General features: G+C 60.8%; 20 protein-coding genes. 8 read left to right on the forward strand and 12 right to left on the reverse strand.

Annotated elements, in window-relative coordinates; translation table 11 throughout:
• Positions 1 to 188: 188 nt before the first annotated feature.
• Positions 189 to 3788: a DNA polymerase III subunit alpha gene (gene dnaE / locus HZ993_RS05815; RefSeq protein WP_209396307.1), complete on the reverse strand. Its 3600-nt coding sequence runs from the start codon at positions 3786 to 3788 to the stop codon at positions 189 to 191.
• 109 nt (positions 3789 to 3897) lie between these two features.
• Here dnaE and HZ993_RS05820 point away from each other — a divergent pair, with 109 nt between their 5' ends.
• Positions 3898 to 4104, forward strand: a complete 207-nt coding sequence (locus HZ993_RS05820; RefSeq protein ID WP_209396308.1) for a hypothetical protein — start codon at positions 3898 to 3900, stop codon at positions 4102 to 4104.
• A gap of 25 nt (positions 4105 to 4129) precedes the next feature.
• Here HZ993_RS05820 and HZ993_RS05825 read toward each other — a convergent pair whose 3' ends face one another.
• Complete coding sequence (locus HZ993_RS05825; RefSeq protein WP_209396309.1) at positions 4130 to 4693, reverse strand: flavodoxin family protein; 564 nt, start codon at positions 4691 to 4693, stop codon at positions 4130 to 4132.
• Positions 4694 to 4775: 82 nt separating this feature from the next.
• Positions 4776 to 5477: a pirin family protein gene (locus tag HZ993_RS05830; RefSeq protein WP_209396310.1), complete on the reverse strand. Its 702-nt coding sequence runs from the start codon at positions 5475 to 5477 to the stop codon at positions 4776 to 4778.
• A gap of 160 nt (positions 5478 to 5637) precedes the next feature.
• Here HZ993_RS05830 and HZ993_RS05835 point away from each other — a divergent pair, with 160 nt between their 5' ends.
• The 3 genes from HZ993_RS05835 to gluQRS all read left to right on the forward strand — a co-directional run bounded on the left by HZ993_RS05835 (position 5638) and on the right by gluQRS (position 8703).
• Positions 5638 to 6582 carry a LysR substrate-binding domain-containing protein gene (locus HZ993_RS05835; protein WP_209396311.1) on the forward strand — a complete coding sequence of 315 codons (945 nt, stop codon included), beginning with the start codon at positions 5638 to 5640 and terminating at the stop codon, positions 6580 to 6582.
• Positions 6583 to 6643: 61 nt separating this feature from the next.
• Complete coding sequence (locus HZ993_RS05840) at positions 6644 to 7687, forward strand: NAD(P)/FAD-dependent oxidoreductase (protein WP_209396312.1); 1044 nt, start codon at positions 6644 to 6646, stop codon at positions 7685 to 7687.
• A complete protein-coding gene (gene gluQRS / locus HZ993_RS05845; protein WP_209396313.1) occupies positions 7684 to 8703 on the forward strand; it encodes a tRNA glutamyl-Q(34) synthetase GluQRS in 1020 nt (339 codons plus the stop codon). The genes HZ993_RS05840 and gluQRS overlap by 4 nt, the downstream gene beginning before the upstream one ends.
• Here gluQRS and HZ993_RS05850 read toward each other — a convergent pair.
• The 4 genes from HZ993_RS05850 to HZ993_RS05865 form a co-directional block, all read right to left on the reverse strand.
• Positions 8664 to 9842 carry an ABC transporter permease gene (locus HZ993_RS05850; RefSeq protein ID WP_209396314.1) on the reverse strand — a complete coding sequence of 393 codons (1179 nt, stop codon included), beginning with the start codon at positions 9840 to 9842 and terminating at the stop codon, positions 8664 to 8666. The two genes, gluQRS and HZ993_RS05850, sit on opposite strands and share 40 nt — an antisense overlap.
• Complete coding sequence (locus HZ993_RS05855) at positions 9839 to 10648, reverse strand: ATP-binding cassette domain-containing protein (protein WP_209396315.1); 810 nt, start codon at positions 10646 to 10648, stop codon at positions 9839 to 9841. Before HZ993_RS05855 ends, HZ993_RS05850 begins: the two co-directional genes overlap by 4 nt.
• Complete coding sequence (locus tag HZ993_RS05860; RefSeq protein WP_209396316.1) at positions 10645 to 12141, reverse strand: alpha/beta fold hydrolase; 1497 nt, start codon at positions 12139 to 12141, stop codon at positions 10645 to 10647. The genes HZ993_RS05855 and HZ993_RS05860 overlap by 4 nt, the downstream gene beginning before the upstream one ends.
• A gap of 107 nt (positions 12142 to 12248) precedes the next feature.
• A complete protein-coding gene (locus tag HZ993_RS05865) occupies positions 12249 to 13073 on the reverse strand; it encodes an ABC transporter substrate-binding protein (protein WP_209396317.1) in 825 nt (274 codons plus the stop codon).
• Positions 13074 to 13288: 215 nt separating this feature from the next.
• Here HZ993_RS05865 and HZ993_RS05870 point away from each other — a divergent pair, with 215 nt between their 5' ends.
• The gene (locus HZ993_RS05870; protein WP_209396318.1) at positions 13289 to 14860 is read left to right on the forward strand and encodes a right-handed parallel beta-helix repeat-containing protein; all 1572 of its coding nucleotides are present in this window, start codon (positions 13289 to 13291) and stop codon (positions 14858 to 14860) included.
• A gap of 30 nt (positions 14861 to 14890) precedes the next feature.
• Here the strand turns inward: HZ993_RS05870 and HZ993_RS05875 are convergent, their stop codons facing one another.
• Positions 14891 to 17398 carry an EAL domain-containing protein gene (locus HZ993_RS05875; protein WP_245213832.1) on the reverse strand — a complete coding sequence of 836 codons (2508 nt, stop codon included), beginning with the start codon at positions 17396 to 17398 and terminating at the stop codon, positions 14891 to 14893.
• Positions 17399 to 17682: 284 nt separating this feature from the next.
• Between HZ993_RS05875 and HZ993_RS05880 the strand changes: the two genes are divergently transcribed.
• Both HZ993_RS05880 and HZ993_RS05885 read left to right on the forward strand, forming a co-directional pair.
• The gene (locus tag HZ993_RS05880) at positions 17683 to 18792 is read left to right on the forward strand and encodes a sensor histidine kinase KdpD (protein ID WP_209396320.1); all 1110 of its coding nucleotides are present in this window, start codon (positions 17683 to 17685) and stop codon (positions 18790 to 18792) included.
• 210 nt (positions 18793 to 19002) lie between these two features.
• Positions 19003 to 19656, forward strand: a complete 654-nt coding sequence (locus HZ993_RS05885) for a PEP-CTERM sorting domain-containing protein (protein WP_209396321.1) — start codon at positions 19003 to 19005, stop codon at positions 19654 to 19656.
• A 15-nt stretch (positions 19657 to 19671) separates the two neighbouring features.
• Here the strand turns inward: HZ993_RS05885 and HZ993_RS05890 are convergent, their stop codons facing one another.
• Together HZ993_RS05890 and HZ993_RS05895 are read right to left on the reverse strand one after the other, a co-directional pair.
• On the reverse strand, positions 19672 to 20466 hold the full coding sequence (locus HZ993_RS05890; protein ID WP_209396322.1) for a hypothetical protein: 795 nt from the start codon (positions 20464 to 20466) through the stop codon (positions 19672 to 19674).
• Between the two features lie 19 nt (positions 20467 to 20485).
• A complete protein-coding gene (locus HZ993_RS05895) occupies positions 20486 to 21418 on the reverse strand; it encodes a 2-hydroxyacid dehydrogenase (RefSeq protein ID WP_209396323.1) in 933 nt (310 codons plus the stop codon).
• A 198-nt stretch (positions 21419 to 21616) separates the two neighbouring features.
• Here HZ993_RS05895 and HZ993_RS05900 point away from each other — a divergent pair, with 198 nt between their 5' ends.
• Positions 21617 to 22075: a hypothetical protein gene (locus tag HZ993_RS05900; protein WP_209396324.1), complete on the forward strand. Its 459-nt coding sequence runs from the start codon at positions 21617 to 21619 to the stop codon at positions 22073 to 22075.
• A 59-nt stretch (positions 22076 to 22134) separates the two neighbouring features.
• Here the strand turns inward: HZ993_RS05900 and bchE are convergent, their stop codons facing one another.
• Complete coding sequence (gene bchE / locus HZ993_RS05905; protein WP_209396325.1) at positions 22135 to 23682, reverse strand: magnesium-protoporphyrin IX monomethyl ester anaerobic oxidative cyclase; 1548 nt, start codon at positions 23680 to 23682, stop codon at positions 22135 to 22137.
• Between the two features lie 183 nt (positions 23683 to 23865).
• Positions 23866 to 25041, reverse strand: coding sequence for an acyltransferase family protein (locus HZ993_RS05910; protein WP_209396326.1), 1176 nt, complete (start codon positions 25039 to 25041; stop codon positions 23866 to 23868).
• Positions 25042 to 25130 lie beyond the last annotated feature (89 nt).

Genomic DNA, 25130 nt, shown 5'->3' on the forward strand with positions numbered 1-25130 from the left:
GGTTAGTAATTTAGTCTAAACGAGAATGCCTGTCAACCAGAATGCCGACATTTCTGTGCGCCCGGGCGCTGTGGGCGTCGACATGCACCGCCCGGCCCCCAACCAAACCGCTACAGTGTTTATAGCGACTCAGTTATATCCGACGGGGGCTAGAGGGTTATTTACTCCAAATACCTCCGGGGTGGGGCTTAATCGTAGGCAATGACCGCTTTGCCCTGGTCCGCCTGCGCCCGCCAGCCGGCCAAGGCCGCGTCGCTAGGGTAAAACCGCGCGTTTTCGCCCAATTGCAGTTCTGCCGTGGCGCCGTTGCACAACGCGTCGCCCGCTGCCTCCGCGGCGCCCTGCTCCGCGCCGGCTATGACGCGCTGCACCGCCAGCCGCACGGCCAGGCCGCGCACCAGCTCACCCTGCTCCGTCTGTTCACGCTTGGCCGGGAACTCGCGCACCAAACGCGCCACATCCGGCCCTTGTGCACTGCCCGCCGCATTCACCGCCACCCGCAGGTACTTGCCAAAGCGGCAGCGCGCCTGCTCCAGGTCCCACACCTGCGTGATCGTGAGTTGTTTGCCGCCCGAGAAGCGGTCATCGCGCACCTTGCCCATGACGATGATGAGTTCGTCGTCCTTGAACAGGTGTTTGTTGGCGGCGATCAGCTCCTCTTCGGCCCGCGCGTCGATCATCGCGGACTTGTCGTCCAGTTTGAACAGCGCCAGTTTGCCGCGCTGGCCATTGATGACACGAAAGTCGGTGACGATGCCGGCCAGCAACTGCGGCTCGCGGGTGTCGATCAGCTCTTCGATCGGGCGCTTGGCAAAACGGCGCACCTCCAGCGTGACCTCGTCAAACAAGTGTCCAGACAGGTAAAAGCCGATGGCCGTTTTCTCGTAGGTCAGCCGTTCTTTGATACCCCAGGGCATCACATCCACCAGTTCGGGCTCTTGGGTGCTGGAGCCATGGTCGTCTTCACCGCCCATGTCGAACAGGCCGTGCTGGTTGGCGTTGGCCGCACTGGCCGCCGCAAAGTCAAAGGCCCGGTCTATGGATGCGGATAGCGCTGCTCGGTTCAGCTGCAAGGTGTCAAACGCGCCAGCCTTGATCAGCGCATCCACACAGCGTTTGTTCAGGCGGCTGCGGTCGACCCTGCGCGCAAAGTCGAACAGGCTGGTGAAGGGGCCGGCCTCCCCGGTTGGCCCCTTGCCTTCGCGCGCCGCCACGATGGCTTCGATCGCCTGCTGGCCCGTGCCCTTGATGGCGCCCAGGCCGTAGCGAATTTCCTTGTTGGAGATGGGCTCAAAACGGTGACGGCCGCGGTTGATGTTGGGTGGCTCAAAACTCAGGCCCATCTTCTCGGCGTCTTCAAACAGCACCTTCAACTTGTCGGTGTCGTCCATTTCCACCGTCATATTGGCGCAGAAGAACTCGGCCGTGTAGTGGACCTTGATCCAGCCCGTGTGGTATGCCAACAGCGAGTAGGCGGCGGCGTGTGACTTGTTGAAGCCATAACCCGCAAACTTCTCCATCAGGTCAAACACCTCGTCGGCTTTTTCCTGCGGGATGCCGTGGGTCTTGAGCGCACCGGCACGGAAGATGTCACGGTGCTGGTCCATCTCCTCTTTTTTCTTCTTGCCCATGGCCCGGCGCAGCAAATCCGCGCCGCCCAGCGAGTATCCACCCAGGATCTGCGCGGTCTGCATCACCTGCTCCTGGTAGACCATGATGCCGTAGGTTTCACTCAGCATCTCGGCCACGGCCGGGTGCGGGTACTCCACCACCTCGCGCCCGTGTTTGCGGGCCACAAAGCTGGGGATCAGGTCCATGGGACCGGGGCGGTACAGCGCATTCAGTGCAATCAAATCCTCCAGGCGGGAGGGTTTGGCGTCTTTCAGCATGCGCTGCATGCCGGTACTTTCAAACTGGAACACGGCTTCGGTTTTACCGTCGGAAAACAGCTTGTAGACCTTGGCGTCGTCCAGCGGCAGGTTTTCGTAGGCAAATTTCTCTTGGCCCGGATGGCGCTGCATGATGAACTCGCGCGCGATCTCCAGAATGGTCAGCGTGGCCAGACCCAAGAAGTCGAACTTGACCAGGCCAATGGCCTCCACATCGTCCTTGTCGTACTGGCTGACGGCCGACTCGCTGCCAGGCTGCTGGTACAGCGGGCAAAAGTCGGTGAGCTTGCCCGGCGCAATCAACACGCCGCCGGCGTGCATGCCGATATTGCGTGTCATGCCCTCCAGTTTGCGCGCCATTTCCAGCAGGGTCCTGACGTCTTCCTCGTTGGCCTCGCGTTCGGCCAAGATGGGTTCGGCCTCACTCGCGTAGACGTATTTGTCGTTCTTCTTGCCGTCGGTAGGCGGCAGCTGCAGCGTGACGTTGGTGCCCGGCTTGTTGGGGATCAGCTTGCTGATGCCATCACAAAAGGTGTAGCTCATGTCCAGCACACGGCCGACATCGCGGATCACTCCGCGTGCGGCCATGGTGCCGAAGGTGGCGATCTGGCTCACCGCGTCCTTGCCGTATTTGTCTTTGACGTAGTCGATGACCAGGTTGCGGTTGGTCTGGCAGAAGTCGATGTCAAAGTCGGGCATGGAAACCCGCTCGGGGTTCAGGAATCGTTCGAACAGCAGCTTGTAACGAATCGGATCCAGGTCGGTGATCTTGAGCGCATAGGCCACCAGCGAACCGGCGCCCGAGCCGCGCCCTGGGCCTACCGGGCAGCCGTTGTTCTTGGCCCAGTTGATGAAGTCCCCCACGATCAGAAAGTAGCCCGGGAAACCCATCTTCAGGATGGTGTTCAGCTCAAACTCCAGCCGCGCCACATACTCGGGCATTTGTTTGTCGCGTTCGGCCGCATCGGGGTACAGATGCGCCATGCGCTCCTTCAAGCCTTCGTGGGACGCGTAGCGGAAGTACTCTTCCGGCGTCATGCGCTGGCCATTGACCAGGGGCGTTGGAAACTCCGGCAAATAGTTCTTGCCCAACACCAGCGTCAAGCTGCAGCGCTTGGCAATTTCCAGCGTGTTAGCCACGGCCGACGGGATGTCGGAAAACAAGGCTTCCATCTGTTCGGCAGACTTGAAATACTGCTCGCGTGTGTACTTGCGCACCCGTTTGGCATTGCCCAGGATTTCGCCGTCCGCAATACAGACACGGGCCTCGTGGGCCTCAAAGTCGTCCGCCGTGGTGAACTGCACCGGGTGGGTGGCCACCACGGGCAGGCTGATGCGCGCAGCCAGCTGCACGGTGGCAATCACATGGGCCTCGTCGTCCGTGCGACCGGCCCGTTGCAACTCCAGATAAAAGCGGTGCGGGAACAAGCCGCCCAACTGCAAGGCCACTTCGCGCGCACGGGCTTCGTCACCCTGCACCAGTGCCTGCCCGACCGGCCCAGCCTGCGCACCCGACAGGGCGATCAGGCCTTCGTTCAATTCCTGCAACCACGCCAGCTTGATGACGGCCTGGTTTTTGACAATGTTCTTGGTGTAGCCACGCGCCAGCAGCTCTGACAGGTTCAGATAACCCTGCTTGTTTTGCACCAGCAGCACCATGCGTGACAGGGCCGTGGTGTCGCCACCCAGGCCCTCCAGGAATATCTCCACACCAATGATGGGTTTAGTGCCTTTGGCCCGTGCTTGCTTGTAGAACTTGATCGCGCCAAACAGGTTGCTCAGGTCGGTAATGGCCAAGGCGGGCTGGCCATCGGCCACCGCCGAGGCCACCACGTCATCGATTCGGTTGGTTCCGTCCACGACGGAAAATTCGGTGTGCAGGCGCAGGTGTACAAACATCCGGGGATTGTAGGTTTGAAACCGCAAACAGCGGGTCTAAGCAACCGCTATTCGCCCCTTGTACTCCTTTGCATTTACCTATTGTTCCGGCACAGCCAGGAGCATCGCTATGCACACCCCCACACCCACCCAGTACGAGCTGCGTTTCCAGTCCCTGTTCCACAGCGGGCGCGGCTTTTCATTCCCCTGCGATAGCGAAGGGCATGTGGACTTGGACGGCTTGGGTGACAGTGTGCGCGAGAGCTACCTGTATGCCCGCGCCGTGGTCGGCCGCGAACTGGCCGCGCCCGCCATCCTGCCGTGCACGCTGCACTAGGTTAGTGCCGCGCCCACTGGGTCAATCAGGCCGTCGCGCCAGCGGCCTTGGCAGCCAAGGCTGCAATGCGCACACCAAACAAACGACCGGTCTCCAGATCACCTGCATTCATTTCCGCACCACTGGCGTCGCCCGGTGTTTGTGCCATGGGGCCCGCGCTAGAAGCCAGGTAATTGACATCGCTGCGCTGCGAGGCCTTGGTGTTGTTGTAATTCAGGCCTGTGCCCGCCCAAAGGCCGCCGTGCTGCATGGCCAGCGTCATGAAGTAGTGCAGCGTGGAATGTTTGTCGCCATTGACATTGGCGCTGGCCGTGAAGCCGCCAAAAATCTTGTCCTTCCAGCTCTGGGTGTACCAGGGCTTGCTGCTGGCATCCGCAAATTTTTTGAACTGCCAGCTGACACTGCCCATGTAGGTGGGCGAGCCAAAGATGATGGCATCGGCTGCGGCCAGGGACTCCCAGGCGCCAGCCGGCAGGTTGCCGTCTGCGTCAATGGCGATCAGCTCGGCATTCGCGCCCTGCGCCACCGATTGCGCCAGGCGCTGGGTGTGGCCGTAGCCAGAATGGAAAATCACAACTACTTTGGACATCAAAATTCCCTTTGTAAAACCTTGCGGGACAGACCTTTAGCTCTGTCCTCAACTGATTAAATAGGCATCCCGACGGGATGCTCTAAGCGTGTAGGTCGAAAAACAAAACTTCGGCGTCTTTCGCCTGGTCCAGGCTAACCTGGGCTTCGCCTTCCAGCAGCGCTGCATCACCGCCGCTGAGCGACACACCGTTCACCGAAACGGCACCACGCACCACATGCACATAAGCCTTGCGCGTTGGGTCCATGGCCAAAGAGGTCGACTGCGCACCATCGAAGAGGCCGCTGTACAAACGGGCATCGGCATGGATCAACACCGAGCCCTGCGCCCCGTCTGGCGATGCCACCAGGCGCAGCACGCCTTGCTTATCCGCATCACTAAACGCCTTCTGCTCATAACTGGGTGGGATGCCGGTCACATTCGGCTCGATCCAGATTTGCAGAAAATGTGTGGTGTCGTTCGGCGCGTGGTTGAACTCGCTGTGCTGCACACCACGCCCTGCGCTCATGCGCTGCACGTCACCGGGGGGAATGCCTTTGACGTTGCCCATGCTGTCCTTGTGCGCCAGGTTGCCGGACAACACGTAGCTGATGATTTCCATGTCGCGGTGGCCATGGGTGCCAAAGCCAGTGCCGGGGGCGATGCGGTCTTCGTTGATGACGCGCAGATTGCCCCAGCCCATGTGCTCGGGGTCGTAATAACCGGCAAACGAAAAGCTGTGAAACGACTTGAGCCAGCCATGGTCGGCATAACCGCGGTCGGAAGATTTGCGTACGGTCAACATAGTGTTCCCTTAATTTGTTGGGGACAGAGCTTGCGGCTTGGCCGCTGCGGACTGTCCCGCAAGCTTTCAGAAGGATTGAATTTTGCGACCGCCAGGGCCACTTTCCATCCACGCTGATTGATGGCATCATTCAAATTAATTCAATTTAATAGAGCCATTCATGCAAACTGCACGTGATGTGCTCACACCTGACGCCCTGGCCATGTTGCAGGCCATTGCGGAGGCGGGCAGTTTTGCCGCAGCCGCCCGTGCCATGGGCATGGTGCCCAGTGCGCTGACCTACCGGGTGAGACAGATCGAGGACGCGCTGGACGTGCTCCTGTACGACCGCAGCGCGCGCCAGGCCAAACTCACACGTGCGGGTGCCGAACTGCTGCAAGAGGGCGCACGCCTGCTGCTGGAAATCGATGCGGTTGCCAACCGGGTCAAACGCGTGGCCACTGGGTGGGAGTCTCAACTCACCATCGCTGTGGACACCGTCATCTCCCGCGGCACGGTGATGGAGCTGTGTGAGAGTTTCTTCAGCCTGAACCCGCCCACCCGCATCAAGCTGCGCGACGAAGCCCTGACCGGCACGCTGGAGGCCCTCACATCGGGCCAGGCCGATCTGGCGCTGGGTGTGGCCCTGGACGCCGCCAATATGGCCGGCATCCAGAGCAAACCGTTGGGCAGCATGGAGTTTGTCTACGTAGTGGCGCCCCACCACCCCCTGGCCGGCGCCGCCGAGCCCCTGAGCGACACACTGATACAGCAGCACCGCGCCGTGGCCGTGGCCGACTCCCTGCAACGCGGCGCTGGTGCCACCTTTGGCCTGCTCAGCGGGCAGGATGTATTCACCGTGGGCACCATGCATGCCAAGCTGGACGCGCAGCTGCGGGGCCTGGGCGGCGGCTACCTGCCCTTGTGCATGGCCGGTAGCTACATTGAGACCGGGCGCCTGGTCATCAAGAAGACCGAGCGACCCCAACGCCAGGTGCCACTGAGTTTTGCCTGGCGCGGCGCTACCACCTCCACCCAAGGCCGCGCTTTGCAGTGGTGGCTGCAACAGATGGAAAGCCCCAAAACACGCGCCGCCTTGCTGGAACAACACCGCGGAAATTCGTGAGCGCGTACGAGTCACGTATAAACTGGCACAAACAACCCAACAACTCTTGGAGACAACCCCCATGACCGCACCTAGACACATTGCCATCGTTGGCGCCGGTATGGCCGCTGTCACCTGCGCACGCACCCTGGTGCAAGCGGGGCACCGGGTCACGCTGTTCGAGAAGAGCCACACGGTGGGCGGTCGCATGGCCACGCGCAACAGCGCCTTTGGCACCTTTGACACCGGCGCGCAGTACTTCACCGTGCGCGACCCCCGCTTCATGCAGGCCCTGCAAACCACGCCGGCGGTAGCCAAGCGCTGGAGCGCCAACACCGTGCAGGTGCTGGACGCCCATGGCCGCGTGGCTGCCGCCGGCCTGCCCGCACGCGAACCGCATTGGGTGCCCAGCCCCGGTATGAGCACCCTGGTGCGCCGCTGGGCACAGCCCCTGGTAGCAGCCCAGAGCCTGGAACTCAACACCCAGGTCACCCATATCGAACGCGACACCCTGAACAAGGCCCAGTGGCAACTGCGCACCACGGGTGCAGACGACAGCAGCCACGTCTACGGCGGATTTGATGCCGTGGTGCTGGCTGTGCCATCACCGCAGGCCAAGGCGCTGCTGGAGACAGCACCCAAGGCCGCCAATCTGGTGAAGAAAATAAGCCGCGTCACCGTGATGCCCTGCTGGACACTGATGCTCGCCTTTCCGCAGGCCATGCAACCCGGCCTGTTGGCGTTGGGCCCGCAGTGGAATGCAGCGCGCAGCACCCACCACCGCATAGCCTGGATGACCCGCGAATCCAGCAAGCCCGGCCGCGGCGCCGTCGAGCGCTGGACCGTGCAGGCCAGCGCCGCTTGGTCGCAAGAACACATACACGACGATGCCAAACGGGTACAGGCCAAGCTGACCAAGGCGTTTGCCGAAGTCACTGGCATACGCGCCCAGGCCGCGCATGCAGACACCAAACGCTGGCTCTATGCCAAGACCGAGCATCCGTTGGGGCAGTCCCACCTGTGGGATGCCAGCTTAGGGCTTGGCCTGTGCGGCGACTGGTGCCTCGGCCACCGCGTGGAAGATGCGTTCGTATCGGGCTTAGAGCTAGCCCTTGCGATCATTTGAGTCCAACGGCGATTTACAGGGGCCGTTTCGCGCCCTCCCCCACCGGCCCCTTACACGCAGGCTCACTGGTGGCGGCGCTGGCCAGTTGGCTCGACGCCCGCGCCCATGGCGGCCAATGGCTGGTGCGCATAGAAGACGTGGATGTACCGCGCACCGTGGCGGGCGCTACCGAACGCATCCTGCAGCAGCTCAGCGACTGCGGGCTCACATCGGATGAACCAGTGGTGCGGCAGTCCACTCGCTCGGCGCTGTACCAAGAGGCGCTGTACCAACTCATCACCGCCCAACGCGCCTACCCTTGCTGCTGCTCCCGCAAGGACATTGCGGCTGCCATCCAGGCCCAGGGCCGGACCCGCGCGAGGCATGGCGAGCTGGTCTACCCCGGCACCTGCAGGCTGGGCATGCGGCCCAGCACCTGCGCCGACGCTGCGCCCAACACAGTCCCACCTTCCACAGCCTGGCGATTCTTGACCGAGTCGCTTAAGCAAAATTGGCCTCTAGCCCCCGTCGAATATGAACCTACCGCTATTAATTCAGTAGCATTGCATACAACACACTGGCAAGACCGTTGGATGGGCGCGCAGCAACAGGATGTGGCAGCCGAGGTGGGCGACTTCGTTCTCAAGCGCGCCGACGGCTGCGCCACCTACCAGCTGGCCGTGGTGGTGGACGACGGCGCCCAGGGCATCACCCATGTGGTGCGCGGTTTGGATCTGGCGGATAACACGGCCCGGCAGGTGATGCTGCAACAGGCGCTGGGCCTGCCTACGCCGCAGTACTTGCACACACCGCTGGTGCTGGGTGTCAATGGCGAAAAGTTGTCCAAACAAAACGGCGCGCAGGCCTTGGACACGTCCAGCCCCGCCGCCGCGCTGGCGGCCCTGCAACACGCGGCCCAGGTGCTGGGTTTGCCCGCCAGCACGCAGACCACCATCCCCCAGGCCCTGTCCGATTGGACAGCCGCATGGCATCAGACTTATCTTGCGACCGCGATGCGCATGGACCGCGCCACGTAGAGCAGGCACAACACGGTCAAGCCTGCACCCACCAGCACACCTGGCAACACACGGGCCAGCGTCAGCGCTTCACCCTTGAGCACCAGCATCATCAGGGTATTCTGGGCCAGCCCCGGCACCCACAGGTACCAGGCGGCATCCCCCCCGGGGTTCAACAGGCTGACCATGGGCGCCAGCCCCACCAATGTGACGACCAGTGCACTACCCGCCTGCGCTTCCTTGAAGGTCTTGGAGCGAATGGCCAACGCCATCAGCACCGCACCCAGGCCGGCGGCCAGTGGCAGCTGCAGCAGCAAAAAGACCACCACCTCGTACCAGCCAAACTGGAACATGGCCTGCAGGCTGTCGCTGCGCAGCAGCCACTGCGCCGGCACAAAGCTCAGATTGGCCAGCAAGGCCACGGCCATGCCCAGCAATGCCACTGCACCCCATTTACCCAGCACCAGTGCAAAGTGTTGAACCGGGTTCATCAGCAGCGGCTCCAGTGAGCCCCGCTCACGCTCACCTGCCGTGCTGTCCAGCGCCGCGGTCAGGGCGCCGTAGAGCACGGCCATGATGATGAACATCGGAATGATGCCGGTGATACGTGCCGCACGGGCCTGGGTGCTGGCCAGGTCACGCTCCTGCACATCCACGGCCTGCAGCAGTTCGGTGGACACACCGCGCAGCGCCATGCTCAGCGTGGCGCGTTCGCGGTTGAAGCCCTGCAGCAGCCGCACGAGTGTGCCCACACCGGCACCGGCGCGCTGGTTGGCACTGTCGCTGACCACCTCGACCGTGGGGCGCTCACCGGTACGCAGAGCGTCTTCAAAGTCTTTGCCAATCACCAACACCGGCTCCAGCAGCGTGGTGGCGCGCAACCGGGCCTCGTAGTCCGCCGGTGCGGCCTTGAGGGTGTAGGTTTGGCGCTCCAGGAAGTTGCGCAGGCTGGGCGCGTGTTCGATGCCCACTACCATCACCTCACGCTTCTCGGCGCGCTCTTCCAGCGAGGAAATCAGGGTCGACAGCGCCAGCAGCAGCAACGGCCCCATCAGCACGGCAGGGACCAGCAGGCGCAGCAGAGTGCGCCGGTCGCGTAGCGCATCCATCACTTCTTTGGTGAAGACGATCCAGAAGCCTTTCAACAAAAACTTGCTCATACAGATTCCTGGCTTGCCAGAGAAGGCAAAGGGGGCTGAGGGGGAAAGGCCAGCTTGACAAAGGCGTCTTCAAACTTGGTCTCACCGGCCTGCTCCAGCAGCTCGGCCACCGTGCCCTGGGCGACACTGCGGCCCTGCGCCACCACGACCACGTGTTCACACAGCTGCTCCACCTCTTGCATGATGTGGGTCGAAAAAATGATGCACTTGCTGCCGCCCGCGGGGGAACGCAGGTGGCGCAGGGCCTCACGCAAGGCGCGCGTGGCCAGCACATCCAGACCATTGGTGGGTTCATCCAGCACGATGTTGGCCGGGTCGTGCACCAGGGCGCGGGCCAGCGCGGTTTTCATGCGTTCACCCTGGCTGAAGCCCTCGGCCCGCCGGTCCAGGATCTTGTCCATGTCCAACAGGCGCGACAGCTCTTCGGCGCGTGCGCTGGCGGCATCGGCCTCCATGCCCTGCAGGCGACCAAAGTAGATGATGTTTTCACGGGCTGACAGTCGTGGGTAGAGCCCGTGCGCGTCGCCCAGAATGCCCAGGCGTGCCAGTGCCTGGCGGGGTGCCTGCTCTACAGCAATGCCATCGACCGTAATGCTGCCGCCATCGGGCTTGAACAAGCCACCCAGCATGCGCAGCGTGGTGGTCTTGCCCGCACCATTGGCCCCCAGCAGACCGGTGATACGACCGCTGGCCGCGTGCACGGTGACACCCTGCACGGCATTCACAGTTTGTTTGGCGGCGCGCTGGAACAAAGAACCACCGGTGCGTGACACAAAGTGTTTGCTGACGTTGTCAATATGGATCATGGTTGGACCGGCACAAATACGCTGGGCCGCGGAATACGGGTCGCACAACTGGCATCTTGTGGCAAGGCGGTGCTGGCTTGTTTGGCGTCTATGAAACGGAACAACACCTCGTTCATACAACCCACAGCCGCCACACCATGGCCGGCCTGGGGCACCACAACATGCTGCACCAGGGACTTGTCTTGCGCGCCCAGCGCCTGGGCCACACGTTCTCCATGGCGCGGTGGTGTGGCCGGGTCTGCCCCGCCGCTGAGTACCAAAACAGGCGAGCGGGTTGGGCCCACTGTGAAGAACTCGGGGGGCACGGCACCTTTGGGCCAGTTCTGGCAAGCATCTGCATAGAAGCTGGCGTCGGCACTGCCAAAGTCCGCGCCCGGCTTGTCACTTGCAGCGGCCAGGCGCGGCACATCTTCTGCGCACACCACCGAGAAATGCATGCCCATGGCCACTCGCATGGCCTTGCGGGTAGCCACCGCGCCAGCCAAACCCAACAGACCTTCAAAACGCCCATGGCTGGCCGCTGCGTCTATGGCGGCGGGCAAGGCGGCGGTTAAAGCAGGCACATACAACGGGGTGCGCACGCTGCGCAACAGCAGATCACGCGTCAGCGTGAAACGCTCGGGCAGGCCCGTCACCGGATGGTTGACGCTGACGTCACGGGGCAGACTTTGCAGCAACGCAGCCCACTGCTGGCGCAGTTGTGGGTACTGCGCCCTACATGCCGTGTCCTGTTCACAGGCCAACAGGCTGGCATCGAGTGCGGCCTGGCTATCGGTGGAAAAACTGGCGGGCAACACCATGTCGGGCGGCGCCACACCGTCCAGCACCGTGCGGCGCACACGGTCGGGGTACTGCCGCTGGTACTCCAGCGCGGCGCGGGTGCCGTAGGAGGCGCCGACCAGGTTCCACTGTGGTGCGCCCAACTGCTGGCGCACAGCCTCAAAGTCCTGCATGGCGATGGTGGTCGTGTAGAAGCGCAAATCCCCATAGGGCAGCTGCATCAGCGCGGCGCGGCACTGCTCCAGCCGGCGGGCCTGTGCAGCAGGGTTCACCGCTTCCACCAGGGGCAGCTTGCTGTCGTCTTCACACTGCAGCGGGGCCGATTTGCCGGTACCGCGTTGGTCGACAAAGACCAGGTCGCGGCGGTAGTTCAGGCGTGTGAACCGGGACAACATGGCGGGGGCCACACCTATGGCACTTTGGCCGGGCCCACCGGCCAGCATTAGCACCGGATCGGGCTGTTTGTTGCGCGCCATGGCGGGTACGACCAGGTAGTGCACGTCGATCTGCACACCCTTGGGGTTTGTAGGGTCCAGAGGGCGCTGGATGACACCACACTGCAACTCGTTGGGCAGGCCTTCCACGCGGCAGACCTGTGTAGCGGCCCATGCAGGCACAGTCTGTACTACGAGAGCCCCCAGCGCAATCACCAAGGCACCTCGTGCACGCTGGCGGAACTGGGTGGGTGTAAAAGTAGGAAGTTGTTGGTGCATATCCGTTCTGTGCGGGCTGAACCGATGGGACGCCATTATGTGTTGAAGCTGCGAAGCGGCGTGCTGCACACGCCCACATCAACCACACAGCCTACTGAGCAACAGGGCTACCGATTCAAATCTAAAACGTAACGGCTGCCTAGTCGTGCCTTGAAGATTCTGGCCAACTCGCCACTTCTTTGCAGCTCCGCCATGCCACGCACCAGCCGGGCCCCAAGCTCTGGCGACAAATTTTGCGACAACATGAGCCACACCGGTTTGGATGCCAACACCACGCGCTGGGCTGTGGCAAAACGTGCCTCCAACCCCGCCCCAGCCAGCGCATCCAGCAAGGACTCATTGACCGTGCAAAACCCGTCGATACGCTCTGCCAGCAACATGCGCACGCCCGACTCCTGTGACGACAAATCCTGGAAGCGCCATGCTGCGGACTTGTCATCTGCCAACTCCTGACAGCCGCCGTTCAATCGCCCAAGTTCCATGCCTACCAATGCTCCGCGACCGGCAATCCGCAAGCCCGGCCGCATTTGCACAATCTGCTGCGTATTAAAAACCACCAAGGCTTCCACAACCTTTCCCCGTGTGAATGCGTTTCTGAACATCAAAGTGGCATCGGCAGATCCAGAGGCCACCACGGCAGCGGCCCGCGCAAACGGAACCACTTCCACACGGATGGCCAGCCCCGTTTGCCTAGACAGGGCCGCCACGATGTCCGGGTACAGCCCCTGCGCCTTACCGGTCTCGTCCAACCAGCCAAAAGGTTTGGACTGCAACACTGGCATCAATAGGACACGTTCAGACGCACACAGGCTTGGGGGCAAAACAACAGCCAACACCACCAACAGCGACCTGCATACCGCCAAGAAGTAGGTGTTGATCAGAACTGCTGGAGCAACAGTATGGACGATATGCATGCGAACATCGTAGTGCATTTAAGTGTGATGAAATCATTCAAGACCGTTGCAGTATTTCGGGCCATCAGCGCCCGTTATGAATTGCCCCATTGACGCGCGACGACAGAGCCCTCCATCGGACCGAGTCAACCGCCCGTCCACCCTCTTCCTGGGGAACGTAGATGCGCAGGTGCATTGCCGATATGCTCCGCTCCCAGCCCGCCGGACACCTGGCACCTACAGAGGGGAAACACATGTTGAAACACAAATTGCAAGCGCTAACACCTTCGTGTGTGGCCGCGTACACCGGGCCTTGTCTGGTGGCTATGGGCTGTTGCCTGGCGCCGCATTTGGGCGCACATGCCATGGATGTTTTCAACCCGGTGACGAACCTGCTCATCATGGACCAGATCACCGTAGCGGGCCTGGGCATGTACACCGATGTCAGGGCCACGATCCATTCCTACTCCCTGCTGGAGGTTGACGGCAGCGTGCCGCAGACCGCTGCATTTGATCCAGCCACGAGTCTGCTCACGCTAGCGTCCGTCAAAGTAGATGGGAAGATCTATAACAACGTGCGCGTCAAGATCCATACGCATGCCCTGCTCAATGCCGAAAAATCGGGCGCAGTGCCCACGCCAAGCCCATCGCCAACACCCACGCCCACTACCGCGGGCACCTACTATTTTTCCGATTGCCAAGCCGGTTCCTCCGCAAGCTGCGTCCAGGGCAACAATGCCAACCCAGGCACCCAGGCCGAACCCAAACAGAGTCTCATGGGCTTGAATGTGAATGCGCTGCCTGCGGGGACGCAGTTGTTGTTCAACCGGGGCGGCGTGTGGAACTGGACGTCCACCGTGCGGTTGGACAACCGCAACACCAGTGCAGCCGCACCGCTGACTTTCGGCGCCTATGGCAGCGGAGCGGCTCCCGTGCTGCTGGTGTCAACAAACCTGGGTTTCGAGACCGGCGAATGGCAAAACACGGTACCGGACGGTGGTTATGTTTTTCGCGGACTGAAGTTTGAAGCCACGGCATCTGCCCCAGACAACGCCTGGGCCATCTGGCTCCGTGGCACGGTGGGTGACGTGCTGATCGAAGACGTAGAGTTCACCAACTTCGGCATTGCGCTGAACGGCCAAGGCCATGACGATATCCAGCGGGTCACGGTACGCAACTCACGCTTCCTCCGCAACAAGAGCATGGGTGTGCTGGGTACCTTCAACCATTCGCTGTTCGAGGGAAATGTGTTTGAAGGCAATAACTTCTCGGGCAGCGGCTTCAACCACGGCACCTACTTCAGCAACGTCACCAACCTGACCTTGCGCAATAACCGCTACCTGCGCAACTCGGTGGTGAACGGCATTTGCACCGGCGGCAACATGACATTCCACGGTATGAACGATGGCCTGTTGATAGAGGGCAACACCATCGAGCAGGACACATCGGCGCCGGGTTGCTGGCTGATGTCGATCACGCAGGGGTACGACACTGCCGAAGGTTTTCGCAACACCGTGGTGCGCAACAACCGGTTGATCAATGGTGGCAACAATGCCATGAACGCCCAGTCTGCGGCGGGCATCCTGGTCGAGGGCAATACCATCATCAACACCACCCCCACCTACCAGGTGGCCATCAGTGTGGGCCACACCGACTACCCCAACGGTGACTTGGCCGACGGCAACGCCACCGTGCGCAACAACACGATTTGCCAAGGTGGCGGTGCAACCGGGCCTGCCACCACCGTCATTGCACCCAATAGCACGGTCAGTAACAACGTGGTGGTGTCCGGTGTGGCAGCCACCACCGGGATCTGCGCACGTTAAAGTCTTCCTGGGTGCCCCGTGCGGTAGCTGTCAGGGAATGGGCGCGGGCCGACCAAACAGGTAACCCTGAAAATACTTGCAACCCAACAAGACCAAGGCATCACGCTGCGCCTCGGTTTCCACCCCCTCTGCAATAACCTGCAGTTGGAGACTGTCACCCAACGTGATGATGGCGCGAACAATACTGGCGCTGGAGTGGTCCGACAGCAAGTCATGCACAAAGGACCGGTCAATTTTGAGCTGGTCCAACGGCAGACGCTTGAGCACATTCAGCGATGAATACCCTGTGCCAAAGTCGTCCAGGGCAATGCGCACGCCCAATGCCTTGAGTGCATCCATTTTCTGCACCACGCCACCCAGGTCATCAATCAGCTGGCTCTCGGTGAGCTCCAGTTCCAGGCGCTGCGGGTTGGCGCCTGTGGACAGCAAGATGGACTGAACGTCGGCCACAAAGTCACCTTGGCGGAATTGACGGGCGCTGAGGTTGACAGCAACCGACAGCATGGCTGTGTCCTCTTGTGCCGACCACCGCACGAGCTGGGTACAGGCGGTCTCCAGAATCCATCGGCCTAGCGACAAAATCAGACCTGAGCTTTCGGCTATGGGAATGAACTCAGCAGGCGACACCAGGCCACGCACCGGGTGCTGCCAGCGCACCAGGGCTTCCACACCCAAAGTCTGCCCCTGCTGGTTCACCTGCGGCTGGTAATACAGCAGGAACTGCTGCTTGTCCAACGCACGGTGCAAATCGGTTTCCAGCGCAGTCCGCGCGCTGACCTGCTCCTGCATCTGCGGGTTGAAGAAGCGTACGGTATTGCGTCCATCCGCCTTGGCCTGGTACATGGCCAGGTCGGCCTGTTTGAGCAATTCGTCTTGGTCAACGTCCGCGCCACCGAACAACGCCACGCCTATGCTGACGGAGGTCTGGTAGCGGTGGTTGTCCAGCACATAGGATTCGCTGAGCCTGCGCAAAATCTTCTGTGCCAGGTGTTGGGCGTGCACAGCGGCCGCATCGGCTGTGGGGCCTAGCCCCTCGACCATGGCAACAAACTCGTCCCCGCCCTGGCGCGCCAGAGTGTCCTGAGCACGTGTGCAGGCCGAAAGCCTTGCGGCGATCTCACACAGCAACAGGTCTCCCGTGCTGTGGCCCAGGGTGTCATTCAAATCCTTGAAATTGTCCACATCAATGAACAACAGTGCGCCAAACCCGTGGTCACGCACCTGCACTGCCAGCGCCTGTTGTAACCGCTCCATCAAGAGACGCCGATTGGGTAGGCGGGTCAATGGGTCATAAAACGCGAGTTGGTGGATGGCGCGCTCAGCCTCCTTGTGTTTGGAGATATCGGTAGAAATGCCACACAGTGCATACACCGAACCGTCGGGCCGCCGCAGAGGCAGCTTGATGGAGAGGTAGGTTTGCTCTGGGCCGCCATCTGCCCCGCGGTTGATCTCCTCCTCCTCCACCCGCTCACCCTGGCGGACAACGCGCAGATCGTTGACCCGCAACTTGGCAACCGTAGGGGCATCAAAAAAACGCTCATCGGTTTGCCCCACGACCTGGTCTGCAGTAGCACCAAACAGCTCACAAACCTTGCGGTTGGCGTACTGGTAACGCAAGGCCGTGTCCTTGATGTAGATGTAGGCGTCCACGCCGTCCAAAATGGTGTTCAGCCTATCCTCGCTGGCGCGCAAACTCCGGGTCTTTTCGGCCACCTCGCGCCGCAACAGCCAGGACGCACCCAGTGCAAGTGCCAACACCCCCCCAAGACCTCCCAAAGCCCACCACACTGCCCTAGGGACCATGGTTTGGGGGCGCACTTCCATCCAGCGCTTGAGCACCACAAAATAGTGTGACTGCGGATCGGCCTGCCAAGCATGCAGGTGGGACTCTATGGTTGCAATCAGGTCTGCATTTTTACCCTTGCCCGTGGCGAAGAACAACTGCGCGGGCTGGAACAGTATGGGTGTCGATGCCAGCTTGAAACGCGGCGCCTGCAAGTCGCCAAAAAACCGGTTGGCCACTGCAGCATCCAGCGTGCCGCGGGCAGTGAGAGCGAAGGCATCCTGCAAGCTGTTCACTGGCACCAATTCCGCCTGCAAGCCGAAACCTTCCAGCAGGTTGCGCAGATACGCCTCCTGCACCGACCCTTTCAACACCCCTATTCGCAGGCTCTTCAGGTCCAACGCTGAGCGGATGTTGAGGTCCGAGCGGGCGTAGATTTGTGACCATGCCAGCAGCGCGGGCGTGACGTGGAAGTCAAACAGCGTGGCACGCTCGGGTGTGGATGCAACATCGGGCATCAAGTCAATGTGGCCGCTACGAAGGCCGTCCAGGCAAGCCTGCCATTCGCACGGAACGGGCACCAGTTTCCAGTTGTGCTGGCGCGCCATCTCACGCGCCAAATCCCCAAAAATGCCCGAGGGCTGTTGTTGATCGTCGAGGAAGATTTTGGGTTCGTTCTGGTACACACCCATGCGCACCTCACGCGGGTTGTCCGCGTGTGCCACGCCAGCAAACCCCAACAGGCTGATCCACACGAAGATTGCCAGCAGACAACGGTGCCGTGGCACGACAATCCAACGTGCCCGGGCCAGACGCATTGCGACTGGACCAACCTTATCGCTGCACTTTGGGCTCAAATTGGATCTCCATCGGAAGGCACGACGCGCGCAAGAGTGTGTCGCAGTGCCCCCCATAGCTACTTTAAATCAAGTATCGCACCAGTAACGACCACTACAGCCGCGGCCTATACTGGTCGGCTCGTTGAAAAAATGAAACCGTACACAGATTTGTCCAACAACGCCGACGAGAGTAAGGTTTTATGACACCCACACCGAGTTCACTGGAGTCGCCCGAGCGCGACCAAACCGACTCAAGCCTTCGCGAAGAACGCGAAAAAGCGGACCGGGAAATGACGGCAAGCCGCAAGGCCGTGGAAAAAGACGCCGACGCGGTTGTCGAACACGCCAGGGAAAATGCCGATGCCATCATGGTTGCGGCGCGCGAAAAAGCAGACGAGAAGGCTGATGGCACTTCTCCACTGCCAACACCATCCAGCATTGCGATAGACCGGGAGATGGAAGACCAGGCTTTGCGCGAGGAGCGCGCTGCGGCAGACCGCAGTGTGCGCCGCGAGCGCGAAGCGCGGGCCCGCATGCTGACACGGCTTTTGCCGCTGGAACGTGACGCGACGGATCAGTACCTGTTGACCGAACGCGCCCGTTCCGACGACGCGCTGGCAACCCGCGACGATTTCCTGGGCATGGTCTCCCATGACCTGCGCGACCTGCTGAACGGGATAGTGGTGAGCTCCCAGTTCCTGGCCCAGAAGCTGGAGAAACACAGTGACAGTGCGCAGTTGCTCATCGAGACGGCACGTATCGAACGTTACGGCACCCGCATGAACCGGCTGATTGGTGACCTGGTGGATGTTGCGAGCATCGATTCCGGCAAACTGGCCATGCATGCCGTTCCGGGCGACGTTGCAGCGCTGGTTGCCGAAGCGGTAGATGCCCTTCAGGTCACGGCAGCAGCAAAGGGCATTACCCTGGCAGTACAACAACCGCAGGAATCTGGCACGGCAGAATTTGACCACGACCGCCTGCTACAGGTGTTGGCAAACTTGATTGCCAATTCGATCAAGTTCACGCCCAAGGGTGGCAGTATTCGCGTGCACAGCAAACACGTAGGTGATACGTTTGAATTCTGTGTGGACGACACAGGTGAAGGCATCCCCGTGGCGATGCTGGAAGCGGTATTCGAGCGCTTCTGGCAGGTCGGCAAAAACGACCGGCGTGGGCTGGGTTTGGGTCTCTACATTTCGCGCTGCATTGTGGAGGCCCACGGTGGCAGCATCTGGGCGCAAAGCAGTGCGGGCCACGGTACACGCATGCTCTTCACGTTGCCCATCAGCACCACGCAAAACAACTGACGCCTTGCCGCGTTTGGACAGCAGCTGGCGGCACTCGCCAGCGGCGACCGTTACCTATCGCACGCAAAGTCAATCGGGCGTGATCCGAATGGATGTGCTTTCTTCCAAATAACTGTGGCTCAGCGCACCGAGCCATCAGTTACAAAAAAATAAGCTCGCCGCGAGTGATGGATTTTCATCACCCACGTCTCATCCTTCTAGGAGCTCTCTATGAAACTTACGACACAACTGACGGCGCTTGCGCTCGCCCTGACGGGTGCCATCGGCGGCGCACAAGCGACGGTACTGATCATCGACACACCCACCACCTCGGTGGATGTCAGCGGCTCGTTCTTCGGAGGTACCCTGGTCGCTTCCGCCATCACAGACATCAGCAATCTGAGCTACCAAGGTATTGCACGCACAGCGGTATATGACACGGGCACGGGCCTGGACTTTTATTACCAGTTTTCCAACGCGTCGACGTCTAAAAATGGCGTGGAGCGATTCACAGGTTGGGATTTCAGTGCGCTGGGCAGTGGCGCGGTAAGCGTATTCCAAACCAATGCGGCCTTTGGCGCATTTACCTCCGGCACCGAGCCTTCGGACTATGCGGACCGCACGGCACTGGGCGTGATCGGTTTCAACTTCGTGGCGGATGCCGGATCCAAAATCAACCCAGGCAAAACCAGTTTTGTTCAAGTGATTCGCACCAACGCACGCCACTACCAACCCGGCAACTTCGGTCTGCTCAACGGCATTGGCGACAACGCGCCCGGTTTCGCTGTTTCTGCCGTGCCAGAACCAGAAAGCTACGCCATGATGTTGGCCGGTCTGTGTCTGATGGGGACTATCGCGCGCCGCCGCAAGTCCAAGCAAGCCTAGCATTGCTGCTTTGGGTTAGGCGGAGGCTGCTGGGTGTTGGTCAAACCGCTGCCTCCGTGACGCGACCACCGTGAACATCGGAACCTGTGCGTTCTGGTGCTCACACTTTTGTGCGTGGTATGAAACGCGGGCTTCTGAGAAGCCCAGCAGTTCCAACGCTGACACGATGAACTGTGGCGAAAACTGCCACCAGGTATCAAACTGCCGGATCGAAGGGTTCGGCATGAAACGGCAAACAGGCTCGGGGCCGAGGGCCGCGTTGTAGTTATCCACCACCACCATCGTTTGCGTCACCCGCCGCGACAGGCTCTCCAGCAGCGAGAAAGGGGAGCGGGTGTGGAGCAAAACACAAGCCAAAACGCCTACGTCATGGTCACCCATTTCGCTGGGGATGTTGCAAGGGTCGGCCTCGAACAATTTCGCTTGTGAGCGATGCAATGCGTGGCAATACCAGAAGGAATTTCTGATCCGCTCAATGTGATTTGCAAATTCGACGCGCACCGCGTCGGCATCAACGCCTGGAAACGGAACCGTATCCCATAAATGGGACATCGAGGGTTCCAGACAACTGACCGTTGCACCCGCTTGCTCCATGTGGAATGACAGGAAACCGCTGGCCGGGCCAATCTCAAGCACGTTACGGCCATTGAAATCCACGTGTCCCAGATAGGTATCTGGCGAAGGACGCAAATCCCACTGGCCGATGACTTCACCCGTCGGCAAGATCTGGGAGTGGTAGAAGTCGCAGTCGCCCAGTTGCGGATAACGCGGCGGCACGTGTCGACAGATAGACGGGGTTGGTAGCTGCATGGTGGAGACAGTGTGCTGTTCAAACTGGCGAGACCGGCGCCTCACCGGCAAGGTGGCGGCGGGCATTCTCCACGAAGCGGTCTACCGAGGCCTGAACGGCCTCTGGTGACCAGCCGGCCACATGGGGCGTGAGCACCACAGAGTCGAGATCCAGCAGGTCGGCCGGCGGCGCGGGCTCACTCTCATACACATCCAGACCTGCGCCTGCCAGGCGTCCCTCGCGCAGCGCCTGGGCCAATGCAGCGGTGTCGATGACGCTGCCCCGCGCGATATTGACCACGTAACCACGCGGCCCCAGGGCATCCAGCACTTGGGCGTTGACGAGGTGCTGCGTGCCCTGGCCGCCCGGTGTGGCCACCAGCAAAAAGTCTGCCCATGCGGCCAACGACACCACATCGTCAAAGTAGCGGTAGGGCACGTCAGTGCGCACGCTGCGGCTGTGGTAGCCCACCTGCAGGTCAAAGCCCAGCGCGCGCCGCGCAATCTTCTTGCCAATGGCGCCCAGGCCCACAATGCCCAGACGTTTGTGCGAGACATTGGGCGACAAAGGCAGGGCCGTGCGCCACACGCCTGCCCGGGTGAGGGTGTCGAGCTTGGGGATGCCACGCACCGCAGCGATCAGCAGGCCCATGGCATGGTCGGCCACACAGTCGTCATTAGTGCCCGCACCATTGGCCACCACGATGCCGCGGGCCTTGGCATGGGCGACGGCTATGTTTTCATAACCCGCGCCCAGTGCACACACCAGCGTCAGTGCGGGCAACCCATCCATCTGCACAGCCGAGAGGCCAACGGACCCTATGGTGAGCACCACCCGAACGCGTGCCCCGTGCGCAGCTATTGCCTCCGGGTGCCCCGCTGCATCCGGCGCATAGACCAGATCGAAGGTCTCGGAGAGTTGGGTGCGGTGTTCTGGTGTGAGAAATGAGAGGGCAAGCAGGACTGGTTTCATGGTGAAACGGATGGGGTGTTCAAAGGCATGGGCGCCAAGTATGGCATGTGGCTTGGCTGTTACCAACCGTTACCCAATAGACCCACCGAAGGCCTGGCGCAACAGACTTCGTGGCTGAGAATGTGTGGGCCTTGCGACCCTTGGTGAAACCCCAGCGCAATGCCAAGACTTCCACGATATTGAAGGCTGACCAAAACCATGAAGAAGACCATCACAACCCTGCTGCTGTTGGCAACACTGGTGGGTACCGCCCACGCTCAGGTACGCAAATGCATACTGCCGGATGGCAAGGTAACCTACAGCGATGTCTTGTGCAACAAAGACGTCGCGAAGCAGGCCGATGTCAACCTGAAAGCCAACACAGTGGACACATCACCTGCGCGTGCGGAAGCGCGTAAATTCGCCATGGACAGGCTTGTAGCCCTGGCCCGGCAGCGGGAACCCAACCGCTGCAAGTTCACTGTGGAGCCCAGCGTCCAGGGCGATGGGCAACAACTTGCCGAAGCCGCAACCTATGAATGCTTCGCCAACATCGTGGCCGAGCAAACAGGCCACCCCCTACGCAATGAGGCGTTCGAGCGCTGGTTCGAGAACCAGCAACTGGCCGAAGGCAAGCGCAGTGCCAGCGGCAAACCGGGGACAGATCGATCGTCGTAGTACTGAGCCGGGCTGTGCGACAGGCTGTTCAGCGCACACCCTCCACCCGCGAGTACCGCTCAGCCCACACGGCGAATTTCAATCTGGCTTCGTTTCGGTTTGCTCAGCACATATTCCTGGTGGTGCAAAGACTTGCCCCAGAATGCCTCCAGTGTTGGCCCACTGGCCGTGCGTTTGTCCTTGAAGAAGAACTGAAACACTTCCCGAAACCAGACACGCCTACCCATCCGCGTGTACCAGCGCATCGCCCAAGCCACATCACGGTCGCGGCTGAACAGAGTACGGACCAACGCTTTGGGCCGCATTTGCAAAATCATTTCAATCGACTTGACCCATAACAGCACGCGCCAGGGGGGCACCTTTTTAGTCTCCAGCACCTGGTGTTTGTAATCCCACTTGCGGGTATCGGTCTGGATCACGCGGCGTGTGGATACGGTGGGAAAGTAAGGTGTCCACCGGTGCGGCGTGACATACAGCATCTGGATTTGATCAGGGTCATAACGCAACAGATGGCGCATCGAACGCCAGTAATCGATGTCGGTCTCTTCTTCAAACCCGACAACGTAAGTTGCCATGGAAATGATGCCATGCTGGCGTAGCAAGGCAATGGCCTGTTGGTCTTCGCTGGTGCTGGCACCTTTCTTGATGGTTTTGAGTGTCGCCTCGTCATAACTTTCAATGCCGAGCAAAAAGCGAATCACGCCCGCCTTTTTGTACAGATGCAAAATGTCCGCGTCGCGCACAATATCGCCAGCCCGTGTTGAGCCAACCAGGATCAGGTTCACGTCTTCGGCAATCAAGGCTTCCAGAAATGCCTTCCAGGCCTTGCGCGAACCGGTTGGCAATTCATCGGCAAAATTGATCAGCTCCACACCGTGTTCGCGCGCCAAATGTGCCATTTCCTTGGCAAATTTGACCGGGTCACGGTGACGCCATTGCGTCCAGAAGCCGCGCTGGCCGCAGTAGCTGCACAGATAAGGGCAGCCGCGTGAAAACTGCACCACCACCGCACGCTTGCCGCCCCAGTAGGAATAACGTGCATGGTCAATCAATTCCCAACCGACGCGGTAATCATCCAGATTGCGAATCATTGCCGCGGCGGGGGTGGCAAACACGCTGCCGTGCTGCCGGTAGGCGATGCCATCGACTTCCGATAAATCACCACCGGCTTGCAGCACTTTCATCAGCTCGCAGGCTGTGTGCTCGCCTTCACCGCGGACCACAATGTCAAACGCGGCGCACTCGTTCAACACATCTTCAAAGTGGTAAGTGGGGAACACACCACCGTACACAATAAGCAGGTCCGGCAGTGCGGCTTTGAGCATGTGGCACAGCTGCACCACGATGACATGCACGGAAGTGGAGCCGGAGTGCCCGATCAAAACAAAGTCCGGCGCCATACGCTGGCATTGCACAACAATTTCTTCCAGCGGCATGGGGCCAAATTCGGCGTCTAACAATTGCACGGCAAAGCCAGCGTCTAACAGCGGGCCGCCTATGGCCAGCAGGCCTAGCGGTGGTAATTGTTCTCGCGGAACCCGGCTACCGATGGCGGTATGCGGTGGGTTGATCAGCAAAACCCGGTTGCGAAGATTCTGAACACGCATCAATCTTTCCTTCATTCTGTTGCATTGCCGTGCAGCGTAGCTACGGTGTTGGCAGGCTTGATGAAGTCAATGTGCGTTTTGTGTGATGCGTGTTCCTGGCAGACTAAGGCGCGTGATCGTAGTTATCGTCCATGCTGTGGTCGCGGATGCGGGCCATTTCGCCAAGAGAGACGGGGTGTATGGCTAGGCCACGCCGACCCCGTTGTGCGCCACGCGGGCCGACCGCGGGTGACGCTTGCCATTCAGCAACGTGCTGATCCAGGTATGGCGCACAAACAACTGGTAGCTGCCCACGCAGACCAAGGTGGTGGCAGCGATGTTGATGGCAATTTTGACCAGGGCGGGCATTGGCAGTTGGTACAGCAAGGCCCCAAAAAGAATGGTCAACGGAAAGTGCAGCAAGTAGACCCAGTAGGCACTGTCGGACAGATAGCCCAGCACCACATGGCGCGACTGCAGGAACTTGAGGGCCAGACCGATGGAGGCAAAGCTCCACAGCCAGCCTGCGCAGTGGTAGCTGTAAGCGCCCAACAGTTCCGGTCCGTGTCGGAGCATCACTACACCGGTGCCCAGGTAAAACAGCAGGCCCGCCGCGGCACAGTGCGCCCAGCGGCGCTGGAACTGCGCAAACAGCTCGGTCTGCCTGCCATGCAGCATGAGCCCGAAGACGAAGAACATCCCGTTGTGCAACCACTCGTTCCAGGGTGGCAAGAATGCGCCAGAGGCCATGAGGATCCCACGTGGGTAGCCCGCGCCTGCGGCCAGCAAGGGCAGCGCGAGAACCGCGAACCCCCAGGGCTGGCGTGCCAGCCAAGCCAACAAGGATGCCGCCGGTGCGAACCAGGCACGCGGCAGGCGCAGCAGCACCGAAGTGGCCACACAAAACCACAGCAGCATCCATAAAAACCACAGGTGCACCGTGCTAGGCCCTTGGGGAATCGGCAGGTTCGCGATCACGGTTTGGTCCAGCCCCCATTGGCCCAACACGATCCGGTTCATGAAGGCCAGCGCAGCGAAACCCGACGCTACCCACAAGAAAGGCCAAAACAAAGCGAACGGCAGCGCGAGACGCGCTAGCCGGTGGCGCAACAGGCCGCCCGGCCCACGGGACCGGGCAAGCAGCATGGCAAAGAACCCCGCCAGAATAAAAAACGCTGGCATCCTGAACGCATGGATGGAAGTCATCAGCAGGTCTGCCACGACCGTGCGCTGCTCATCACGCCAGATGATTGGCGAAGGCTCGAACCCGTAGATAGCGGTCACATGCAGCACGATGCCCAACCACATCAGGATGGCGCGCAGGTTGTCTAAGGCATGGAGGCGTGCTCCGGCGGCTAGGGGTGTGGAGATGTCGTTCATAGCTACCTTGAACGATAACAGGCCAATTGACCCAGGGCGGCCCCACCGTACTCTCCGCATCCACGCCAAAAAACCTCACACAGCCGCCC

The sequence above is a fragment of the Rhodoferax sp. AJA081-3 genome (assembly GCF_017798165.1).
Lineage (GTDB): Bacteria > Pseudomonadota > Gammaproteobacteria > Burkholderiales > Burkholderiaceae_C > Allorhodoferax.

Excerpts from the sequence above, each read along its gene's own strand:
- HZ993_RS05855 (WP_209396315.1), bottom strand. The coding sequence starts at position 10,648 with ATGATCCATATTGACAACGTCAGCAAACACTTTGTGTCACGCACCGGT.
- HZ993_RS05835 (WP_209396311.1), top strand. The coding sequence starts at position 5,638 with ATGCAAACTGCACGTGATGTGCTCACACCTGACGCCCTGGCCATGTTG.
- HZ993_RS05880 (WP_209396320.1), top strand. The coding sequence starts at position 17,683 with ATGACACCCACACCGAGTTCACTGGAGTCGCCCGAGCGCGACCAAACC.
- bchE (WP_209396325.1), bottom strand. The coding sequence starts at position 23,682 with ATGCGTGTTCAGAATCTTCGCAACCGGGTTTTGCTGATCAACCCACCG.
- HZ993_RS05865 (WP_209396317.1), bottom strand. The coding sequence starts at position 13,073 with ATGCACTACGATGTTCGCATGCATATCGTCCATACTGTTGCTCCAGCA.
- HZ993_RS05890 (WP_209396322.1), bottom strand. The coding sequence starts at position 20,466 with ATGCAGCTACCAACCCCGTCTATCTGTCGACACGTGCCGCCGCGTTAT.
- HZ993_RS05910 (WP_209396326.1), bottom strand. The coding sequence starts at position 25,041 with ATGAACGACATCTCCACACCCCTAGCCGCCGGAGCACGCCTCCATGCC.
- HZ993_RS05840 (WP_209396312.1), top strand. The coding sequence starts at position 6,644 with ATGACCGCACCTAGACACATTGCCATCGTTGGCGCCGGTATGGCCGCT.
- HZ993_RS05885 (WP_209396321.1), top strand. The coding sequence starts at position 19,003 with ATGAAACTTACGACACAACTGACGGCGCTTGCGCTCGCCCTGACGGGT.
- HZ993_RS05870 (WP_209396318.1), top strand. The coding sequence starts at position 13,289 with ATGTTGAAACACAAATTGCAAGCGCTAACACCTTCGTGTGTGGCCGCG.
- HZ993_RS05900 (WP_209396324.1), top strand. The coding sequence starts at position 21,617 with ATGAAGAAGACCATCACAACCCTGCTGCTGTTGGCAACACTGGTGGGT.
- HZ993_RS05860 (WP_209396316.1), bottom strand. The coding sequence starts at position 12,141 with ATGCACCAACAACTTCCTACTTTTACACCCACCCAGTTCCGCCAGCGT.
- HZ993_RS05820 (WP_209396308.1), top strand. The coding sequence starts at position 3,898 with ATGCACACCCCCACACCCACCCAGTACGAGCTGCGTTTCCAGTCCCTG.
- HZ993_RS05830 (WP_209396310.1), bottom strand. The coding sequence starts at position 5,477 with ATGTTGACCGTACGCAAATCTTCCGACCGCGGTTATGCCGACCATGGC.
- dnaE (WP_209396307.1), bottom strand. The coding sequence starts at position 3,788 with ATGTTTGTACACCTGCGCCTGCACACCGAATTTTCCGTCGTGGACGGA.
- HZ993_RS05895 (WP_209396323.1), bottom strand. The coding sequence starts at position 21,418 with ATGAAACCAGTCCTGCTTGCCCTCTCATTTCTCACACCAGAACACCGC.
- HZ993_RS05850 (WP_209396314.1), bottom strand. The coding sequence starts at position 9,842 with ATGAGCAAGTTTTTGTTGAAAGGCTTCTGGATCGTCTTCACCAAAGAA.
- HZ993_RS05825 (WP_209396309.1), bottom strand. The coding sequence starts at position 4,693 with ATGTCCAAAGTAGTTGTGATTTTCCATTCTGGCTACGGCCACACCCAG.